Below are 17,693 nucleotides of genomic sequence, written 5' to 3'. Positions count from 1 at the left end.
GACAACCGCCACGGCCCCGGCCACGGCCGCCCCCCCCCCCGCCCCCCACGACCGGTCGAGCTACCTGAGCGGTAGCTCGAGCCGCGATCCGCCGGTGAACGTCACCGTTCCACCGGAGGCGGTCGCCCCGAGGTACAGCGGGTCCACGGTGTCCACCACGAGGACGAGCTGGTGCCCGGCCGGTACGTCGTACGCCATCGCCTCCATCGTCAGGTCCAGCGTGTTCGTGGGCTCCAGCCACGTGATCGGCGTGTTGCCGATCAGCTTGGCGGCGCCCAGCCAGTCCATGTCGTACAGGTAGGCGATCAGCGTCCCCTTCGGCTGGGACGCGTTGATCTCCAGGTGCAGCCTCGGGCAGCCCCGGATGGCACCGCCACCGGGAAGCGGGTCGGACACCCACACCCCGGCGTCACGCCGGTTGACGGTGGGCAGCCAGATGGTCGGCGTGATGCCGGTGAGCGCGCTGAGCCCGTTGCTGAGCAGGATCACCCCGGCGTCGGCCGTGGTGTTGGTACCCGTCGAGATCTGCTTCGACCAGGAGCCCTGATCGGCGGTCCGCATCGGGCCGGTGCCGTCCCACCAGTTCGGGGCACCCAGGTTCAGCCGCTGGGTGGACGAGGCGACGTGCGCCCAGTCCGGGTACGCCTCGACGGCGTCGGTGCCGGGCCGGCGCAGCACGACCGGCGGCTCGGTGTCGATGCCGGTCGCCTTGCCGGCGAGGTACCGGTCGAACCACCGGGCAGCGCTGTCCCACACGTGGTTGGGCAGCCCGAGCAGGCCCAGCCCCTCGGCGATGACGTGGTCGCCGGGCGCCAGTTCGAGACGCTTCGGGACGGTCAGTCGGCCGAAGAAGTCGACCAGCTGGTTGGGGGCGAAGATGGTGTCGCCGTACCCGTTGGCCATCAGGATCGCCGGCCGGTTGCGGTTGATGGCGTCGAGGTACGTCGACGCGGAGCGCACCCGCCCCCAGGCGGTGAGCCCGTCGATGTTCTGGTTGGCGAAGTACGCCTGCACCAGGGCCTCGAATTCGGCGCTGGGCCGGCCCAGCAGCCGGGCGGCGGTGTCGAGCAGCCAGACCGTCTGCGGGTGGCGGGTGTCGTTGCCGTACAGCGAGTACACCAGGTCGCTCCAGGTACTCATGGAGACGACGGCCCGGATCCGCTGGTCGAACGCCGAGGCGAGCAGGGCGATGCCGGAGCCGTAGGAGACGCCGGACGCGCCGATGCGGGCCGGGTCGGCGGCCGTGTTGGCCAGCAGCCAGTCGATCACCGTGGACACGTCGGCCATGTCCTTGGGCCCGGCGGTGTCGATCTCCCCGCCGGAGCCCCAGAAACCCCTCGTCGTGTACGACAGGACGACGTACCCGCGCTTGGCGAACGCCGACGCCTGGACGAGGTACTGGGCGTCGTTGAGCCCCCAGCTGTTGACGAACACGATGGCCGGGTGGCGGCCGGCCGTCGTCGGCGCGATGACGTTGGCCTTGAGCACCGCCCCGTCCCGGGCGGTGATGTCGACGAAGCGGAAGCCCGTGGTCGGGACGTCCTGGGCGGTCGCGGCGACGGTACGGGGGGCGGCGCCCGCCGCGGGCGCGCCGCCCGCGGTGACGGCGAGCGAGCCGGCGACGGCGGCGGCAAGGACGGCGGAGAGGAGGGGGGATCGACGCAGCGCCATGGAGGCCTCCGACAAACGAGAAGTTACCTCGCAGTAACGCGGGTTACCGCAGAGTAACTTGATCGTGAGCCACGCCACAATAGTGAACGGCTTGAATCGATGGGATGTGCTGTTCCTTGGTTTTCACCAACTGCAACCCGGAAAGTCCGCATGCATCATGGCTCTGAAGGCACATCTGGCAACCGGTATTACCGGTTACACCTCCGATGTTGAAAACGCCGCGGGTAACCGGTAATACCGGTTACATGGCACCGTTCCTGCTGACCCCACCGGACGGGCCGCCGTTCCCGTTCGACGCCGGCGCGCCCTGCCTGGAACTCCTGCTGTCCGGCGGCGGCGAGGACCGGCGCGGGTACGGCGAGGCGCTGCACGCGCCGCGCGACCTCGTCCACTGGTGCGCCCGCGGCAGCCTCGACCTCGCCGGCCACGGCGTGGACCCGGCCGAGGTCACCGCCACCACCGCCGACCTCACCATGGCCCGCCGGCTGCGCGAGGCGGTCCGGCACTCGGGAGTTCGGGCCAGCCGCGGCGACCGGCCCGACCCCGAGGATCTCGCCGTCATCAACCAGATCGCCGCCGGCCGGGGCGTCGTCGCCCAGGTCGATCCGGACACCGGCCGGCTCGTCTGGCGCCGCCCCGTCACCGGGCACCAGCTCCTGGTCCACCTGGCCCGCGACGCGGTCGCCACGTTCAGCACGCCGACGGTCAGCCGGGTCCGCCGGTGCGCCGGCCCCGGATGCGGGCTGCTGTACCTCGACACCTCGCGGCCGGGCCGCCGCCGCTGGTGCTCCATGCGGCGTTGCGGCAACCGCAACAAGACCAGCGGGTACCGCAGCCGGCGCGCGGCCACGTCGGACGGTCCCCCGGAACGGGCCGGAGCGGACTAGGATCCGAGACACCCTCACCTTCGTCGATGGGCCGAGCATGACGAACCAGCCGCTGCCCGAGTTCCCGGCCGATTTCCGGTGGGGCGTGTCCACCTCGTCGTACCAGATCGAGGGCGCAGCGACCGAGGACGGCCGCGGACCGTCCATCTGGGACACCTTCAGCCACGCCGGGGGCCACATCGGCGACGGAAGTACCGGCGACGTGGCCTGCGACCACTACCACCGGTACGCCGACGACGTGGCGCTGATGGCCGGTCTCGGCGTGCGGACGTACCGGTTCTCCATCGCCTGGCCGCGCGTGCAGCCCACCGGCTCCGGCCCGGCCAACCCCGCCGGCCTGGCATTCTACGACCGGCTCGTCGACACCCTGCTGTCCCACGGCATCGAACCGGCCGCCACGCTGTTCCACTGGGACCTGCCGCAGCCGCTCCAGGACGCCGGCGGCTGGACCGTCCGGGACACCGCCGCCCGGTTCGGCGAGTACGCCGACATCGTCGCCCGGACCCTCGGCGACCGGGTCCGGCTGTGGCTGACCCTCAACGAACCGGTCGTCCACCTCGCCCTCGGCCACCTGCTCGGCCTGCACGCGCCGGGGTTGCACCTGCTGGACGACCCGTTCCCGGTGGTGCACCACCAACTGCTCGGCCACGGCCTCGCGACCGCCGCCGTGCGCCGGCACGGCAGCGGCGCGGTCGGGATCGCCAACAACTACACGCCCGCCTGGGCGGTGGGCGCGGACGGCACCCGGGGGACGGCCGACGACGCCGACCGGGCGGCGGCCGCGGTGTACGACGCGTTCCACAACCGGCTGTTCACCGACCCGCTGCTGCTCGGCCGGTACCCCGCCGGGATCGAGCGGTTGACCGGCGGCGACCCGGAATCGGTCATCCTCGACGGCGACCTGCGGGTGATCTCCGCGCCGCTGGACGCGCTCGGCGTCAACTACTACAACCCGACGGGCGTCTCCGGGACCTCCCCTGACGGCCCGCTGCCGTTCGAGCTGACCGCTCTGTCGGGGTACCCGACGACCGCGTTCGGCTGGCCGGTCGTACCGGCGGGCCTGACCGAGCTGCTCGTCACGCTGCACCGGCGCTACGGCGACCGGCTTCCGCCGATCTGGATCACCGAGAACGGCTGCTGCTACGACGACGTACCCGGCCCGGACGGCACGGTCGCCGACCCCGACCGGATCGCCTACCTCGACGGCCACGTACGCGCCGTGCGCGCCGCCATGGACGCCGGCGTACGGGTCGACGGGTACTGCCTGTGGTCGCTGCTGGACAACTGGGAGTGGGCGGAGGGTTTCACGAAGCGGTTCGGCCTGGTCCACGTCGACTTCGCCACCCAGCGACGCACCCCGAAGGCCTCCTACGCCTGGTACCGCGACCTCGTCGCGCGTTCGCGATGACGGAACCGGGTGCCCCGGCTCTCACCGAGCCCACCGTCCCGGTACGGGCGAAGTGGATCACCCTGCTCGTGCTCGCCGACCTCGGCGTCTGGATGGCGTTCACCACGCCGATCCAGGTCCTTCTGCCCGAGCAGATCGCCACGATCGACCCGGCGCGCAAGGAGACGATGTTCGGCCTCGTGACCGGTGTCGGCGCCCTCGTGGCGGTGATCGCCAACCCGCTGGCCGGCGCGCTGTCCGACCGCACCACCGTCACCGTGCGCGGGCACACGTTCGGCCGGCGGCACCTGTGGACGCTCGGCGGCGCGCTGCTCGGCGCGGCGGCCCTGCTGACGCTGTCGGGCCAGCGCACGGTCGCCGGTGTGGTCGCCTGCTGGGCCGTCGCCCAGGCCGCCTTCAACGCGATGCTGGCCGCGCTCACCGCCGCCGTACCCGACCGGGTGCCCATGGCCCAGCGGGGCACCGTCTCCGGCTGGGTCGGCATCCCCCAGATCCTCGGCCTGGTCGTGGGCGTCGTCCTGGTCACCGCCGTGCTGCCCGGCTTCGCCGGTGGGGACACGGCAGGCACCGGCGCCGGCTACGTCGCCGTCGCGGTGGCGGTGGCGCTGCTCGCGGTACCGTTCGCGCTCGCCACCCCGGACGACCCGCTGCCGCACCGGCACCGCGCTCCGCTACGGCTGCGCGCGGTCCTGTCCGGGATGTGGGTGAGCCCCCGGCGGCACCCCGACTTCGGCCGGGCCTGGCTCACCCGGTTCGCGATCCAGCTCGGCAACGCCCTGGGCACGCTCTACCTGCTGTACTTCCTGCGCGACAGGGTGCACCACCCGCACCCCGAGGACGCCCTGCTGACCCTGATCCTGCTGTACGCGGCCGGGCTGGTCGTCACCGCCGTACTGGCCGGCCGGCGATCCGACCGCACCGGCCGGCGGAAGGTCTTCGTGGGGTGGGCCAGCGTCCTGATGGCCGGCGCGGCGGTACTGCTCGCCGCGTGGCCGACCTGGACCGGTGCGCTGATCGCGGCGGCGATCCTCGGCGTCGGATACGGGGTGTATCTCGCGGTCGAGGCCGCACTGATCACGCAGGTACTGCCGGAAGCCACCGACCGGGCCAGGGACCTCGGCGTCCTCAACATCGCCAACGCGGCGCCGCAGGTGCTCGGGCCGGTCCTGTCCGCCCCGATCGTGGTCCACCTGGGCGGCTACCGGGTGCTCTACGCGGTGACGGCGGTGGTCATCCTGCTCGGCGGCGCCCTGGTCCGGCTGATCCGCTCGGTCCCCTGATCTCCGCTCGCCCCTGACCCGCTCCGGACTCTGATCCATTCGGCCTAGTCGTCGCGCAGCGGCGCGAGCGCGGCCGGCTCGGCCGCCCCCATGGCGGCGTACAGCGACCGGGCCTGCCTGGCGTACTCCCGCGCGGCCGCCCGATCGGTACCGGCGAGGGCGCGGGCGAGGACCACGAGGGCGGGGGCCTCCCCCAGCCGGTGGCCGCACTCCCGGCTCACGGCGAGCGCCCGCCGTGCCTGCCCCGCCGCCCGCTCCGGCGCGTCGCGGGCCAGCTCGATCTCGGCGAGAACGGTGCGAGCCCGGCCCGTCAGCAACCGGTACTCCGACTCGGTGGCCACCCGCAGCGCCCGCTCGCCCCAGGTGAGCGCATCGGCGTGCCGACCGAGATGGCAGTGCGCCGAGGCGAGAATGATCATTGCTTCGACCTGCGGGTACCGGTTGTTGCCGGCCTCCGCCCGGGAGAGCGCCTGCCGGCAGTGGTCGACGGCCGCCCGGTGCCGCCCGAGATCGTCGTCGACGGCGGCGAGCGCGATCAGGGCGAACGCCTCGTACAGGCCCGAGCCGATCTCCCGGGCCAGAGCGAGACCCTGCTCGGCGGCGCTGACCGCCGCGTCGTGGTCTCCGACGATCCGGTGGACGCCCGCGAGCAGGCGCAGCACGTCCGACTCGTCCAGGCGGTCCCCCACCTCGCGCATCATCTCCAGGGCCCGTTCGTGGTACTCCCGGGACTTCCGCAGGTCCCCCAGTTCGCGGTAGACGTGACCGAGGTTGTTGTAGGCGTTGCTCACCGAGGCGGTCGAGCCGAGCCGCTCGAACACCGTGAGCGTCTCCGCGTGGCAGTCGAGCGCCCGGTCCAGCATCCCCAGCTCGTGGTACGCGTGACCGAGCGAGAGCAGGCGCTGGGCCTGGCCGTTGGGGTTGCCGGCCCGCTGGTCGAACGTCAGCGCCTCGCTCAGGTAGTCGACCGACTTGCGCGGCTGCCCCACCCGTCGGTACACGCTGCCCAGGTATCCGAGCGCGCCGGCCTGGGCCTCGTCCCAGCCGGTGGCGCGGGCGAGTTCGAGCATGCGGGTGAGATGGTCGATGCCCTGCGGGTAGCGGCTCTGCTGGAGGCTGAGCACCCCCAGCGCGAGGTGGGCGATCACCTGGGGTTCGCGCGCCCCCGCCGCTTCGGCCGCGCGCAGCCCGCTGCGGGCCATCGCCGCCAGGTCGACCGCGTACATCCGGCTGATGAAGTAGACGCGCACGGCGTCGACGAGCAGCCAGGCGGCCGGGGCCGGCCCGTGCTCGGCCGCGTGGGTCGCCGCGGTGACCAGGTTGACCCGCTCGGCCTCCAGCCAGTCCCGTGCCGGTGCGGTGTCGGGGAACACCGGCACCGCACCGCCCCCGGCGGTCCGCTCGGGCAGCGGCAGGTGCAGCGGGCGCGGGAAGATCCGGTCCCCGGCCGCCCGGGCGGTACGGACGTAGTGGTCGTACAGCCGCTCCACCGCCGCGACCCGCTCCGGGTCGGCGTCGGCGTGCGCGGCGGCGTGCAGCCGCAGGAGGTCGTGGAAGCCGTACCGTCCCGGCGCGTGCCGGTCCACCAGGTGCACCGCGGCGAGCCGGTCGAGCAGCCGCGTCGCCTCGTCCGCCGGCAGGCCGGTGAGGGCCCCGGCGGCCTCGGCCGTGACGTCCGGGCCGGGCACCAACCCGAGCAGCCGGAACATCCGCCGCGCCGGCTCCGGCAGCGCGGCGTAGGACAGGTCGAACGCGGCCCGTACCGCGGCCTGCCGGTCCCCCTCGACCTCCAGCGCGGCCAACCGGTTGCCGGCGGACAGCCGGGCCGCGTACGCCGCGAGGCTCTCGGCGTCCGGCAGGTTGGCGGCGGCGATCCGCAGGGCCAGCGGCAGGTACGCGCACAGCCGCGCCAGCTCGGCGCTCGCGTCCGGTTCGGCGGCGACCCGGTCCCGGCCGAGGAGGAGGGCCAACAGCGCCAGTGCCTCGTCGGCGGCCAGTACGTCGAGGCGCAGCCGGTGCCCGCCGTCGAACGCGACCAGCCCGGCCAGGTCGGTACGGCTGGTGATCAACGCCAGGCACTCGGCGTTGCCGGGCAGCAGGGGCCGGACCTGTTCGGCGCCGGCCGCGTTGTCGAGCAGGACCAGGACCCGCCGGTCGGCGAGCACGCTCCGGTAGAGCGCCGCCGCCTCGTCGGGGTCGGTCGGTACCGCCTCGGCCGGCACACCGAGGGCGCGCAGGAACCCGGCGAGGGCGTCGATCGGGCGCAGCGGCGGGGTCGGCGCGTGGCCGCGCAGGTTCACGTACAGCTGCCCGTCCGGGAACTTGTCGCGGACCCGATGTGCCCAGTGCACCGCCAGCGCGGTCTTGCCGACACCCGCCGTACCGGCGATGGCGGAGATGACCACCGCCCGACCGGCCCGGCTGTCCGACAACAGCCCGTCCAGCCTGGCCAGCGCGGCCGAGCGACCGGTGAACGCGGCCACGTCGGGCGGCAGTTGCGCCGGTACCACGCCCCGGTCCGCCCCGGTCCGGGGCGCGTACCGGTCGGCTCCGGGCCGGGGCGCGTCCGCTCGCGGCGGTACCGGGAAGGCCGGCACCGGTTCGTCGCGCAGCAGTGCCTCGTACACCCGGCGCAGTTCCGGCCCCGGGTCGATGCCCAGCTCGTCCGCCAGTCGGGCGGCCAGGCCCCGGTACGCGTCGATGGCCTCGGCCTGCCGGCCGCAGCGGTACAGCGCCACCATCAGCTGGCCCACCAGCCGCTCGCGCAGCGGGTGCTCGGCGACCAACGGGCCCAGTTCGGCCGCCACCCGGTCGTGCTGCCCGGCCGCCAGTTCCAGGCCGAGGCACTCCTCGAGCACGGCCAGTCGGTGCTCCTCCAGCCGGGCCGCCTCCCGCTCCAGGACTGCACCGCCGAGACCGGCCAGCGCGGGCCCCCGCCACAGGTCGAGAGCCTGCCGCAGCAGGGTCGGATCGGCGCGGGCGCGGCCCCGATCGACCAGGTCGTCGAAGAGCGTCGCGTCCAGTTCGTGCGGGCCGAGTCGCAGCCGGTACCCGGACGGCCCGGTGTCGATGACGCCGCCGAACCTGCTCAGCGTCGACCGGAGGGTCGCCACCCGGTTCTGCGCCTGCCGGCGCGCGGTCGCCGGTGGGTCCTCGCCCCACACCACGTCGATCAGCCGGTCGACGCTCACCTCGCGGTCGGGGTGCAGCAGCAGTGCGGCGAGGATCCGCCGTTGGCGGAGACCGCCCAGGTACAGCACCCGACCGGGCACCCGTACCTCGATCGGACCCAGGATCCGGAATTCCATACCCACCCCGCGTCGGTCGCCTACCCCGATCCCGCGCCCGCCGTGGGCTTCACCGCTACAGGGCGCTGCCCTTGACCCAGTCGGCCCAGCTCAGCGTCCAGGCGCCGATGCCGTCGGTCGGTTTGAGCGTGACCGGACTGTTCTTGACGTCGACGACGTCACCGGGGATGAAGTTGTCGTATACCCACTGGGCGTTGGCCGGGGCGATGTTGATGCAGCCGTGTGAGGTGTTGGTCCGGCCGTGGGCGGCGATGTTCCAGTCGGCCATGTGCATGTACTCACCCTCGTCGGAGATCTTGACGGTGAGTTTGATCTGCTCGTCGTAGAAGTTCGGGTCCTTCGGGTCCTTGACTCCGTAGCTGGCCGACGTCATGCGGGTCACCGGCGCCTTTTCGAGCACCACGTGCGGCCCCCCGTTGGTCCAGTACGTGATGGTCTGGCCGTCGGAGGTCTTGTTGTAGCCGCCCTTGCCCAGGCTGACCGGGATCTGGCGGACCATCTGGCCGTTGAGGTACACCTGCATCTGCTTGGTGTTGTTGTCGGCGACGGCGATCCGCGAGTCACCGATCTTGAACGACTCGCTCACGTCGGCCTGGCCGTAGAGGCCCTGGCCGAGGTCCTTGCCGTAGACATCGGCCTTGACGGTGACCTTGGTGCCCGGCTTCCAGTACTCCTTGGGACGCCACTCGACGTGCTGCGCGCTGTACCAGTGCCACGCGCCCTCGGTCTCCGGGGTGCTGCTGACCTGGAGCAGCTTCTGGGCCGCGGCCTTGTCGGGCACCTTCTCGTCGAACCAGACCTGGATCGTCTGGCCGACGCCGTAGGTATCACGCTCCTTGAGCAGGTGGGTGTCGTTGGCCCGCAGGTACGGCAGGGTCTGGTTCTTCGGTTTGACCGTGGTGAACGTGCTCGCCTGCTCGACGCGGTGGCCGGCGCCGTTGGTGCCGGCCACCGTCACCTTGTACTGCTTGCCGTAGCCGAGGTGCTCGCTGGCCCGCCAGGACTTGCGGTCGGCGCCGAACTCGCCGCTGACCTGCTTGCCGTCGGGGTTGGTGACGGTCACCGTGTCCAGCGTCACATCCTTCGCGGTGACCGTGACCGGGTCGAGTACCGAGACCTCGGTCGTGTCGGCCGCCGGCGCGATCGTGATCTCACCCGTCACCTTCCGGGCGCCGCCCCCGCCGCCGCTCTGGGCGGCCCCGTCGACCGAGCCCGCCGCGCGCCAGTCGGCGCTGGTGCCCTGCCCGCACCCGGCGGTCACGGTGAGCGCCAGGACGACAGCCACCAGCCCGAACCGGGTGTACGACCGACGAGGCGGCATGTGCATGGGTACGTCCTCCCATTACGGCACGGTCATCCGTGGCCAATCTACTGACGCCGGTCAAGCTCTGCGACCCGCTCCGGTAACCCGCTTGCCGGGATCAGTGGCGCTCGCCATAAGGTAGGAACCGTGACGGTACGTGTACGTTTTGCGCCCTCCCCGACCGGTATGTTCCACGTCGGCGGCGCCCGGTCGGCGTTGCAGAACTGGATCTATGCCAAGCAGCACAACGGCGTGTTCGTGCTGCGCATCGAGGATACCGATGCGGCGCGTAACCGCCCGGAGTGGACCGAGGGCATCATCAACGCCCTCGACTGGATCGGCATCAGGCGTGGCAGCTACGAAGGGCCCTATTTCCAGTCCTCGTACGCCGATCAGCACCGCGCGGCAGCCGAACGGCTACGCGAATCCGGCCGGGCGTACTACTGCGACTGCACCCGCGAGGCGGTCCAGGCCCGCACCGGCAGCCAGTACACCGGCTACGACGGGTACTGCCGCGACCGGGGTCTGGAGCCGGGCCCGGGTCGGGCGCTGCGGTTCCGTACCCCCGACGAGGGCCAGACCGTCGTGGAGGACCTGGTCCGGGGCACGGTCGTCACCGAGAACGCCAACATCGAGGACTTCGTCATCGCCCGCGCCGACGGGTCTCCGGTGTTCCTGCTCGCGAACGTCGTCGACGACCACGCGATGGGCATCACCCACGTCATGCGCGCCGAGGAGCACCTGCCCAACACGCCCAAGCAGCAGCTGCTGTGGGAGGCCCTGGGCTGGCAGCCGCCGGTGTGGGCGCACGTGCCGGTCGTGGTCAACGAGAAGCGCCAGAAGCTGTCCAAGCGCCGGGACAAGGTGGCGCTGGAGTCCTACCGGGACGAGGGCTACCTCGCCGACGCGATGCGCAACTACCTCATGCTGCTGGGCTGGGCGCCGTCGGGCAACCGGGAGATCGTCGCATGGTCGGTGATCGAGGAGGAGTTCCGCCTCGAGGAGGTCAACCCGTCACCGGCGTTCTTCGACGAGAAGAAGCTACGCGCGTTCAACGGCGAGTACATCCGGGCGCTGAGCGTCGAGGAGTTCATCGACGCCTGCCAGCCCTGGCTGACCGGCACCCCGGTCGCGCCCGGCGCAGCCGCGGTCGCCGCTCCCCCGTGGAACCCGGGCGACTACGACCCCAAGGTGTTCGCCGCGGTCGCGCCGCTGGCGCAGACCCGGGTGGCGGTCCTGTCGGAGATCGTGCCGAACGTCGACTTCCTGTTCCTGCCCGAGCCCGCGGTCGACGAGGCGGCGTGGACCAAGGCGATGAAGGAGGGCTCAAGCGACCTCCTCGGCGCCGCGGTCGCCGCGTTCGAGAACGCGCCGTGGGACGCCGAGTCGCTCAAGACCACGCTGGAGGCGGTCGGCGCCGAGCGCGGGCTCAAGCTGGGCAAGGCACAGGCGCCGGTACGGGTCGCGGTGACCGGCCGCACCGTCGGCCTGCCGCTGTTCGAGTCGCTGGAGGTACTGGGCCGCGACCGTACGCTGGCCCGACTGCGCGCGGCCCTGTCCAAACTGGCCGCCTGAGCGGCGGGGCGGTCCGGCGGGTCGCCCGGCGGGCGCTCAAGATCCCCGCAATGTCGCGGACATTGCTGCTTCCCGACGCGGGATAGCAGCAATGTTCGCGACATTGCGATTGGCGCGACGGCTCGCGCCCGGTCGACCCGGCTCGGGTCAGCGATTCAGGCACACCGATTGACCTGGGCAGACGTCGTCACTCCGGGTGCGGGGCGGTGGCAGGGTTCGTAGAGTACGCGCCATGAGGGCCGCGGTGTACCTGCGGATCAGCGACGACCGGGAGGGCCGTGCGCTCGGCGCCGACCGCCAGCGCGCGGACTGCCTGGCGCTCGCCGCCCGGCTCGGCGTGGACGTCGTCGAGGTGTACCGCGACGACGACACGGGTACGCCCGCGCGGGTGCGGCGGGCGTACCGGCGGCTGTTGGCCGACGCGGAGACGGGCCGGTTCGGTACCGTCATCGCCCACACCTCGGGCCGGCTCGCCCGGCAGCCCGGCGAGTACGAGGACCTGATCGACCTGGCCCGCCGCCGCGGTACGCGGTTCACCTTCGTGGCCCCGGCCGCCCCGGCCCCGGTCCCCGGCACCCCGGACATCGTCCCGGCCGGCGCGGAGCCACCGGTCCGCATCGGCGGGGCGCGACTGTCACCGGTCGTCGGCGCGCTCGACACGTTCCGCAGACTGGCCAGCGACCTGGGCCCGGACCTGCGGGGCCTGGTCGCGGACGCGGCGCCAGCCGTGGAACCGCTGGCCGAGGGCGTGGCCGGGTTCGTCCGCAACGCCATGCCGGGCGTACGTGCCCTGGTCCGGCACTCGGCCCCGGCCGCGGCCGGGCTCAGCCGGTCACTGCCCCCGCTGGGTCGCACGGTGGGCACGTTCCTCGGCGCCGCCGCACCGGGTGTACCCGGCGCGTCCGCCCTCGTCGCCGACACCGCCCGGCTGGCGGCCGGTCAGGCGCTCGTGTGGGGCGACGTCGTGCGGCGACTGTCGCAGGCGTACCTCACCGCCCGGGAGTTCGCCGGCGACCTCACCCGGAGCCGTGCCGGCGATCCGGCCGGCGGCGACGCGCCGGCCAGCGGCGACGTGCCGGCCTGGGCCGCCGAGCCGGCCGGCGTCACCGTCGACGGGCTGACCATCAGCCTGCACGGACGGTGGGACCCGGCGGATCCCGCCGCCGTCGAGCGGGTGGTCGCCGCGATCTCCGCGGCGCTGGACCGGCAGCGGTGGGACGATGCGTGACCGGCGACCCGCATAGACTCACGTACATGAAACGGGGGGTCGCAGGCATCATCCTGCTCACGGTCATCCTCGCCGCCTGCGCCCGGCCGGGCCGCGACGGCGCGGCCGTCGTCACGCCACCGCCGGAATCCACGCCGTCGGGGTCCGCGCCACCGGGGTCCGCGCCACCGGGGTCCGCGCCGTCGTTGGCGTCCTGCGTGAAACCAGCCGCCGCGGCGGGCAGGTCCACCGGCGCACCGAGCCCCACACCGGCGCCGACCGGCCCGGACCTGCCCACCGCGGGCCCGCTGGACGAGCAGCAGCGGGCCGAGCAGTTCCGGCGCAACAAGGAGGCCAACGGCGCGTTCCGCGGGCGCAGGCCGCTGTCGCCGGCGGTGGAGGCGGCGAACCAGCCGTGCGCGGACACGGTGCGTGCCGGCCTGGACGCGCTGCACCGGCAGCAGCGCTACGACCCGGACGCCGTCGAACAGGTCCTCGCCTCGGCCGGGCTGACCGGGGTCGTCGCCCGGCCACCCGGGCGGCTCGATCTCGGCGGGAGCGGCGGGCTGGTGTTCGCCGGCTCGACCGGACAGGGCTGCGTCTTCGGCCGGTACGGGCCGGACGGCACCAGCGTCGAGTTCGGTAGCGGAATCGCCGACGGCGGATGTCTGCCGGCCCCGGACTGACCGGCAGCCGGCCGCGGACCGGACCGACCGGCAGCCGGCCGCGGACCGGCCGGGACCGGACCGACCGTGAGCCCACCGACGGGGGTACCTGATGGATCCCGACCTGCCGATCTGCCGGACCTGCGGCGTGCAGTACGCCGCACCGCGCGAGGATTGCCCGGTCTGCGAGGACGAGCGCCAGTACGTCGGCTGGGAGGGCCAGCAGTGGACCTCGCTGGCCGAGCTGGCCGCCACCGGTCACCGCGGCGTACTCGCCGAGCAGGGGCCCGACGTCGTCGGCGTCGGTACCGCCCCCTCGTTCGCGATCGGTCAACGCGCGCTGCTGGTCCGCACGCCCGGCGGCAACGTGCTGTGGGACTGCGTCAGCTACCTCGACGACGCGCTCGTCGCGCAGGTCAGGAACCTCGGCGGGATCGACGCGATCGCGATCAGCCACCCGCATTTCTACGGCGCGATGATCGAGTGGGCGCACGCGTTCGACGCCCCGGTGTACCTCCACGCGGCCGACCGGGAGTGGGTGGCGGCCACCCGGCCGGACGACGCCGTGGTCTTCTGGGAGGGCGACACCCACCGGATCGGCGACGGGCTGACCCTGGTCAACGCGGGCGTCCACTTCGCCGGCGGCCAGGTGCTGCACTGGCGCGACGCCGACGACGGCCGGGGTGCCCTGTTCTCCGGCGACATCCTCCAGGTGGTCAGCGACCGGCGCTGGGTCAGTTTCATGTACAGCTACCCGAACCTGATCCCCGAGCGGCCCCGGACCATCCGGCGGGCGCTCGCGCTGCTCGCGCCGTTGCCCTTCGCCCGCGTGTACGGCGCCTGGACCGACCGCGTCGTGGGAGGCGACGGCGCCGAGGCGGTCCGCCGCTCCGCCGACCGGTACCTGCGCTTCGCCCTCGATGACGCGGGTTAGGGTCGGTGCGTGCCGAGCCTGGATCTGCTGATCGTCCTGCGTTACCGCAAGGCGGTGACGTACGGGCACCACACGCTGCTCGCCGCGCTGGAGGAGCACGACACGCCCACCCGGTACGAGGTGCGCTTCGCCACCGACGCCGCGGCCTGCGTGGCGGAGATCCGGCAGGCGACGGCGCAGCGGGTACTCGTCCTATGGTCGTTCTACTCCCCCGACGCGGCCGCGCTCGCCGCCGAGCTGGCCGAGATCAAGGCGCAGGCTCCCGGCGCGGTCCACGTCGCCGGCGGGGTGCACGCGACGGCCGAGCCGATCCAGACCCTCGACGCCGGCTGGGACGTCGCGGCGGTCGGCGAGGGCGAGACGACGCTGCTGCGGCTGGTGGACTCGGGCGGCGACCCGGCGGGTGTACCGGGGCTGGTGTACCGCGACGCCGACGGCACCGTCGTCCGGACCGGGCGGACCGAGCGGATGCCGCTGGGCACGTACCGGGCGTTCCCGGTCACGTACAAGAGGTTCAACCCGATCGAGATCACGCGCGGCTGCGTGTACGCGTGCCGGTTCTGCCAGACGCCGTTCATGTTCTCCGCGCGGTTCCGGCACCGGTCGGTCGACAACGTGCGCTGGCACGTACGCCGGATGCGCGAGGCAGGCCTGCGCGACGTCCGGTTCATCACCCCGACGTCGCTGTCGTACGGCAGCGACGGCGAGGAGCCGAACCTCGCCGCGGTCGAGGAGCTGCTGGCGGCATGCGCCGAGGAGATCGGGCCGAACGGGCGGGTCTTCTTCGGCAGCTTCCCGTCCGAGATCCGGCCCGAGCACATGAGCGTCGAGGCGCTGCGGCTGGTCCGGAAGTACTGCGCCAACGACAACCTCATCGTCGGCGCTCAGTCGGGGTCGGAGCGGGTCCTCGACGCCGCGAAACGCGGCCACGGCGTGGAGGAGGTGAAGCGGGCGGTACGTCTCGGCGTGGCCGAGGGGTTCCGGATCAACGTCGACATGATCTTCGGTATGCCGGGTGAGGAGGCCGGCGACGTGGACGCCTCGCTGGCGCTCGCCCGGGAGCTGGCCGACCTGGGCGCGCGCATCCACGCCCACACGTTCATGCCGCTGCCCGGTACGCCGTGGCGCGACGCCCCGCCCGGCGATGTCGACCCGGAGACGATCCGTGAGGTCGACCGGCTGTCCCAGCGGGGCGCGCTGTACGGGCACTGGCAGCGCCAGCGCGAGCACGCGGTCCGGCTCGCGGCGGCGGCGCAAGAGTACCCGCGCCCGGGTCGCAGCCGGACACTGCTGCCGCTGACCCCCGAACCCCCGGCCTCCCGGGACGGGTAGCGGGGACGCCGCTGCCGTACGGGTTGGCGGCCGGCGGCCGTCCACCTGGGCCAGTACTACGGCTACGACTGGGTCGGCAACATCACCTGGCTGTCCGGCGGTCGCGGGGAGACCGACTACACCTTCGACAGCCGCAACCTGCTGACCGGCATGACGACCTCGGGCGGCACGCGCTACACGTTCAGCTACGACAAGGCCAACCGGCTGACCGGCGCCAGCGGCACCTCGGACAGCTAGACCTACCGCTACGACGGCAACCGCACCAGGGTCACCGCGAACGGCACGACCACCCAGTCGCTGTCATTCAACTCCGCCAACCAGATCACCAACGGTGGTTATCAATACGACTGGCCGGGGAATGAAGTCACCACACCCACCGACAACAACCGCGGCTACAGCCCGGCGGAGGTGATGACCAACGCCAACCCCGCAGGTACCGCCACCGAACTGACCTACGCCGGCCCCGACCAGGTCGGACTGATCACCTCAGAGTCGAGTAAGAACACCTCAACCACCTCAAGTGGAGCGACAGTGAACAACGCAAGGCAGCGGAATCCGGGCTGGACAATTGTTCCCGCGCTCGTGACCATCACACTATTGGGCTTGTGGTTTCTGCTAGGCCGTAGCCTGAACCTCGGTGTGCCTGCGGTTGTGGTTCCTTCGGCCCTTGTCGTCGCCGGCGTCGTCGCTTCACTTGTGGCTTGGCGGCCGAGCAATCGCCGGTAAGCACAGGTTCACCGCGTGTCGTCGCTGCCGCTCAGCAGTGACACAGTACCGACGGATGGACTTCGTGTACGGGCCGCCCACCCGGTACGGCCAACCGGCCCTGCGGTCGTTCCACGGCGCGACCGGCACCAACCCGACCCTGTGCTACTACCTCGAACTCGACCCCACCGGCACCAAACGGGACTTCTTGACCGGGCTCGGCATGATCGGTGGCGTCATCGTCACGGCGGCACTTCCTCCGTAGGTAGTGACGGTTGGCGTGTCCGTCGGCGCTACCGTCGGCCTGAGCATTGGCACCTACGCAGGGCTCGCCTCCATGACCAATGGATGGAACACATGCCGAGAATCAGGAGAAGACTGGTGCTGAAAAGGACATATCTATTCGCCATTCTCGGCATCTTCGCCTTGATCGCAGCCCCCGTACTGTTCGCCACATCTGGCCCGCCGGGCATGAGCGACCAGGAACGCTGGACATGGCTGGGAGTGGCGGCTTCCGGATTCGGCATCATGATCACCAGCATCGTTGTAGGAAGACGCCGAAACAAGTGAGAACCGGTTCGATTCCGGCACCCCGGTAGATCTTGGAAATTTCAGCACCGCATGGTGTGCCTTAGTTTCCAAGATCTCAGAGCTGACGGGACAAGGGAACAGGGACGGGACAAGGAAACAGGCGCGACGAGCCGAGCCGCATGGAGCCGGTCGACGAGCGGAGCCGGTAGGACGAGCGGCTGCCATCAGTCGCTACGAGCGCTCGCTGCCGGTCGCCGAGACCTGCCGCAGCGTCTCCCACAGCGGCCAGAACACGAACCAGATCACCATCACGACGGTCAACCGGTGCGTCCACGCCACCAGCGCCCCCGTCCGCTCCGGCGAGTCGATGTACCAGACCGCGCCCCACAGCAGCGCGCACGCGACCGTCCAGGCCACCAGGCCCTTGCCGAACTCGCGCCACTCGTACCGCACCCGCTCCGGCCCCCGCTTGGGCACCTTGCGCGGCGGCGGGCCGCCGGCGAACCGGTGGGCGAAGCGCACGTCCGCCCAGCGCACCATGCTCGACCCGAACGCCACGGAGAAGCCGAGGTACACCGCCGCCAGGCCGTGCGCCTCGGTCGCCTTCACCCCGCCGTGCAGGTCGAGGACGGTCGCGACGAGCAGGACCAGGTCCACCAGGGGTACGCCGGCCAGCAGTACCGCGCCCAGCCGGGGCCGGCGCAGCGGGTACCGGGCCGCCAGCCCGGCCAGCAGCACGACCCAAAAGGCGATCTCACACACGACGATGACGGTCAACACCACGCCAACCAGCGTGGCGGCACGACCGGCCGGCCGCATCGGCGCGCGCGACGAAACCGGCGTACATCCTTCGTCGTACCGGCCACGCGGCTCGTGCCGGACGCGGA

Annotated in this window: 14 protein-coding genes; 10 read left to right on the top strand and 4 right to left on the bottom strand. The window is 72.3% G+C overall.

Annotated elements, in window-relative coordinates:
- Positions 1–60 precede the first annotated feature (60 nt).
- The gene (locus ACNTMW_RS28340) at positions 61–1,671 is read right to left on the bottom strand and encodes a CocE/NonD family hydrolase (protein WP_426636941.1); all 1,611 of its coding nucleotides are present in this window, start codon (positions 1,669–1,671) and stop codon (positions 61–63) included.
- Positions 1,672–1,916: 245 nt separating this feature from the next.
- On the opposite strand from ACNTMW_RS28340, the gene ACNTMW_RS28335 reads away from it, so the two are divergent.
- The 3 genes from ACNTMW_RS28335 to ACNTMW_RS28325 are packed head-to-tail and all read left to right on the top strand — an operon-like array spanning position 1,917 to position 5,246.
- The gene (locus ACNTMW_RS28335) at positions 1,917–2,558 is read left to right on the top strand and encodes a CGNR zinc finger domain-containing protein (RefSeq protein WP_426636940.1); all 642 of its coding nucleotides are present in this window, start codon (positions 1,917–1,919) and stop codon (positions 2,556–2,558) included.
- A gap of 37 nt (positions 2,559–2,595) precedes the next feature.
- Positions 2,596–3,966 carry a GH1 family beta-glucosidase gene (locus tag ACNTMW_RS28330; RefSeq protein WP_426636938.1) on the top strand — a complete coding sequence of 457 codons (1,371 nt, stop codon included), beginning with the start codon at positions 2,596–2,598 and terminating at the stop codon, positions 3,964–3,966.
- The gene (locus tag ACNTMW_RS28325; RefSeq protein WP_426636937.1) at positions 3,963–5,246 is read left to right on the top strand and encodes an MFS transporter; all 1,284 of its coding nucleotides are present in this window, start codon (positions 3,963–3,965) and stop codon (positions 5,244–5,246) included. The genes ACNTMW_RS28330 and ACNTMW_RS28325 overlap by 4 nt, the downstream gene beginning before the upstream one ends.
- Before the next feature lie 44 nt (positions 5,247–5,290).
- On the opposite strand, the gene ACNTMW_RS28320 is transcribed toward ACNTMW_RS28325, so the two are convergent.
- A complete protein-coding gene (locus ACNTMW_RS28320; RefSeq protein ID WP_426636936.1) occupies positions 5,291–8,554 on the bottom strand; it encodes an AfsR/SARP family transcriptional regulator in 3,264 nt (1,087 codons plus the stop codon).
- Between the two features lie 55 nt (positions 8,555–8,609).
- Positions 8,610–9,881, bottom strand: coding sequence for a L,D-transpeptidase (locus ACNTMW_RS28315; RefSeq protein ID WP_426636935.1), 1,272 nt, complete (start codon positions 9,879–9,881; stop codon positions 8,610–8,612).
- Positions 9,882–10,004: 123 nt separating this feature from the next.
- On the opposite strand from ACNTMW_RS28315, the gene gltX reads away from it, so the two are divergent.
- The 7 genes from gltX to ACNTMW_RS28280 all read left to right on the top strand — a co-directional run bounded on the left by gltX (position 10,005) and on the right by ACNTMW_RS28280 (position 16,845).
- Positions 10,005–11,432 carry a glutamate--tRNA ligase gene (gene gltX, locus ACNTMW_RS28310; RefSeq protein ID WP_426636934.1) on the top strand — a complete coding sequence of 476 codons (1,428 nt, stop codon included), beginning with the start codon at positions 10,005–10,007 and terminating at the stop codon, positions 11,430–11,432.
- Between the two features lie 232 nt (positions 11,433–11,664).
- The gene (locus ACNTMW_RS28305; RefSeq protein WP_426636933.1) at positions 11,665–12,660 is read left to right on the top strand and encodes a recombinase family protein; all 996 of its coding nucleotides are present in this window, start codon (positions 11,665–11,667) and stop codon (positions 12,658–12,660) included.
- A gap of 26 nt (positions 12,661–12,686) precedes the next feature.
- Complete coding sequence (locus ACNTMW_RS28300) at positions 12,687–13,325, top strand: hypothetical protein (RefSeq protein ID WP_426636932.1); 639 nt, start codon at positions 12,687–12,689, stop codon at positions 13,323–13,325.
- 91 nt (positions 13,326–13,416) lie between these two features.
- Positions 13,417–14,238 carry an MBL fold metallo-hydrolase gene (locus ACNTMW_RS28295; protein ID WP_426636931.1) on the top strand — a complete coding sequence of 274 codons (822 nt, stop codon included), beginning with the start codon at positions 13,417–13,419 and terminating at the stop codon, positions 14,236–14,238.
- A 9-nt stretch (positions 14,239–14,247) separates the two neighbouring features.
- On the top strand, positions 14,248–15,570 hold the full coding sequence (locus ACNTMW_RS28290) for a TIGR04013 family B12-binding domain/radical SAM domain-containing protein (protein ID WP_426636930.1): 1,323 nt from the start codon (positions 14,248–14,250) through the stop codon (positions 15,568–15,570).
- Between the two features lie 781 nt (positions 15,571–16,351).
- Entirely contained in the window at positions 16,352–16,540 is a 189-nt protein-coding gene (locus tag ACNTMW_RS28285; RefSeq protein ID WP_426636929.1) for a hypothetical protein, read from the top strand.
- A gap of 92 nt (positions 16,541–16,632) precedes the next feature.
- On the top strand, positions 16,633–16,845 hold the full coding sequence (locus ACNTMW_RS28280) for a hypothetical protein (RefSeq protein WP_426636928.1): 213 nt from the start codon (positions 16,633–16,635) through the stop codon (positions 16,843–16,845).
- Positions 16,846–17,037: 192 nt separating this feature from the next.
- Here the strand turns inward: ACNTMW_RS28280 and ACNTMW_RS28275 are convergent, their stop codons facing one another.
- Positions 17,038–17,589, bottom strand: a complete 552-nt coding sequence (locus ACNTMW_RS28275; RefSeq protein WP_426636927.1) for a hypothetical protein — start codon at positions 17,587–17,589, stop codon at positions 17,038–17,040.
- Between the last annotated feature and the right edge of the window lie 104 nt (positions 17,590–17,693).

Source organism: Planosporangium spinosum, assembly GCF_049999945.1.
GTDB lineage: Bacteria > Actinomycetota > Actinomycetes > Mycobacteriales > Micromonosporaceae > Planosporangium > Planosporangium spinosum.
The sequence above is the reverse complement of the archived record's forward strand: the minus strand, read 5'-3'. Positions and strand labels throughout refer to the sequence as shown.

Excerpts from the sequence above, each read along its gene's own strand:
- ACNTMW_RS28300 (WP_426636932.1), top strand. The coding sequence starts at position 12,687 with ATGAAACGGGGGGTCGCAGGCATCATCCTGCTCACGGTCATCCTCGCC.
- ACNTMW_RS28335 (WP_426636940.1), top strand. The coding sequence starts at position 1,917 with ATGGCACCGTTCCTGCTGACCCCACCGGACGGGCCGCCGTTCCCGTTC.
- ACNTMW_RS28340 (WP_426636941.1), bottom strand. The coding sequence starts at position 1,671 with ATGGCGCTGCGTCGATCCCCCCTCCTCTCCGCCGTCCTTGCCGCCGCC.
- ACNTMW_RS28285 (WP_426636929.1), top strand. The coding sequence starts at position 16,352 with ATGGACTTCGTGTACGGGCCGCCCACCCGGTACGGCCAACCGGCCCTG.
- ACNTMW_RS28315 (WP_426636935.1), bottom strand. The coding sequence starts at position 9,881 with ATGCACATGCCGCCTCGTCGGTCGTACACCCGGTTCGGGCTGGTGGCT.
- ACNTMW_RS28330 (WP_426636938.1), top strand. The coding sequence starts at position 2,596 with ATGACGAACCAGCCGCTGCCCGAGTTCCCGGCCGATTTCCGGTGGGGC.
- ACNTMW_RS28320 (WP_426636936.1), bottom strand. The coding sequence starts at position 8,554 with ATGGAATTCCGGATCCTGGGTCCGATCGAGGTACGGGTGCCCGGTCGG.
- ACNTMW_RS28325 (WP_426636937.1), top strand. The coding sequence starts at position 3,963 with ATGACGGAACCGGGTGCCCCGGCTCTCACCGAGCCCACCGTCCCGGTA.
- ACNTMW_RS28280 (WP_426636928.1), top strand. The coding sequence starts at position 16,633 with ATGCCGAGAATCAGGAGAAGACTGGTGCTGAAAAGGACATATCTATTC.
- ACNTMW_RS28305 (WP_426636933.1), top strand. The coding sequence starts at position 11,665 with ATGAGGGCCGCGGTGTACCTGCGGATCAGCGACGACCGGGAGGGCCGT.
- ACNTMW_RS28295 (WP_426636931.1), top strand. The coding sequence starts at position 13,417 with ATGGATCCCGACCTGCCGATCTGCCGGACCTGCGGCGTGCAGTACGCC.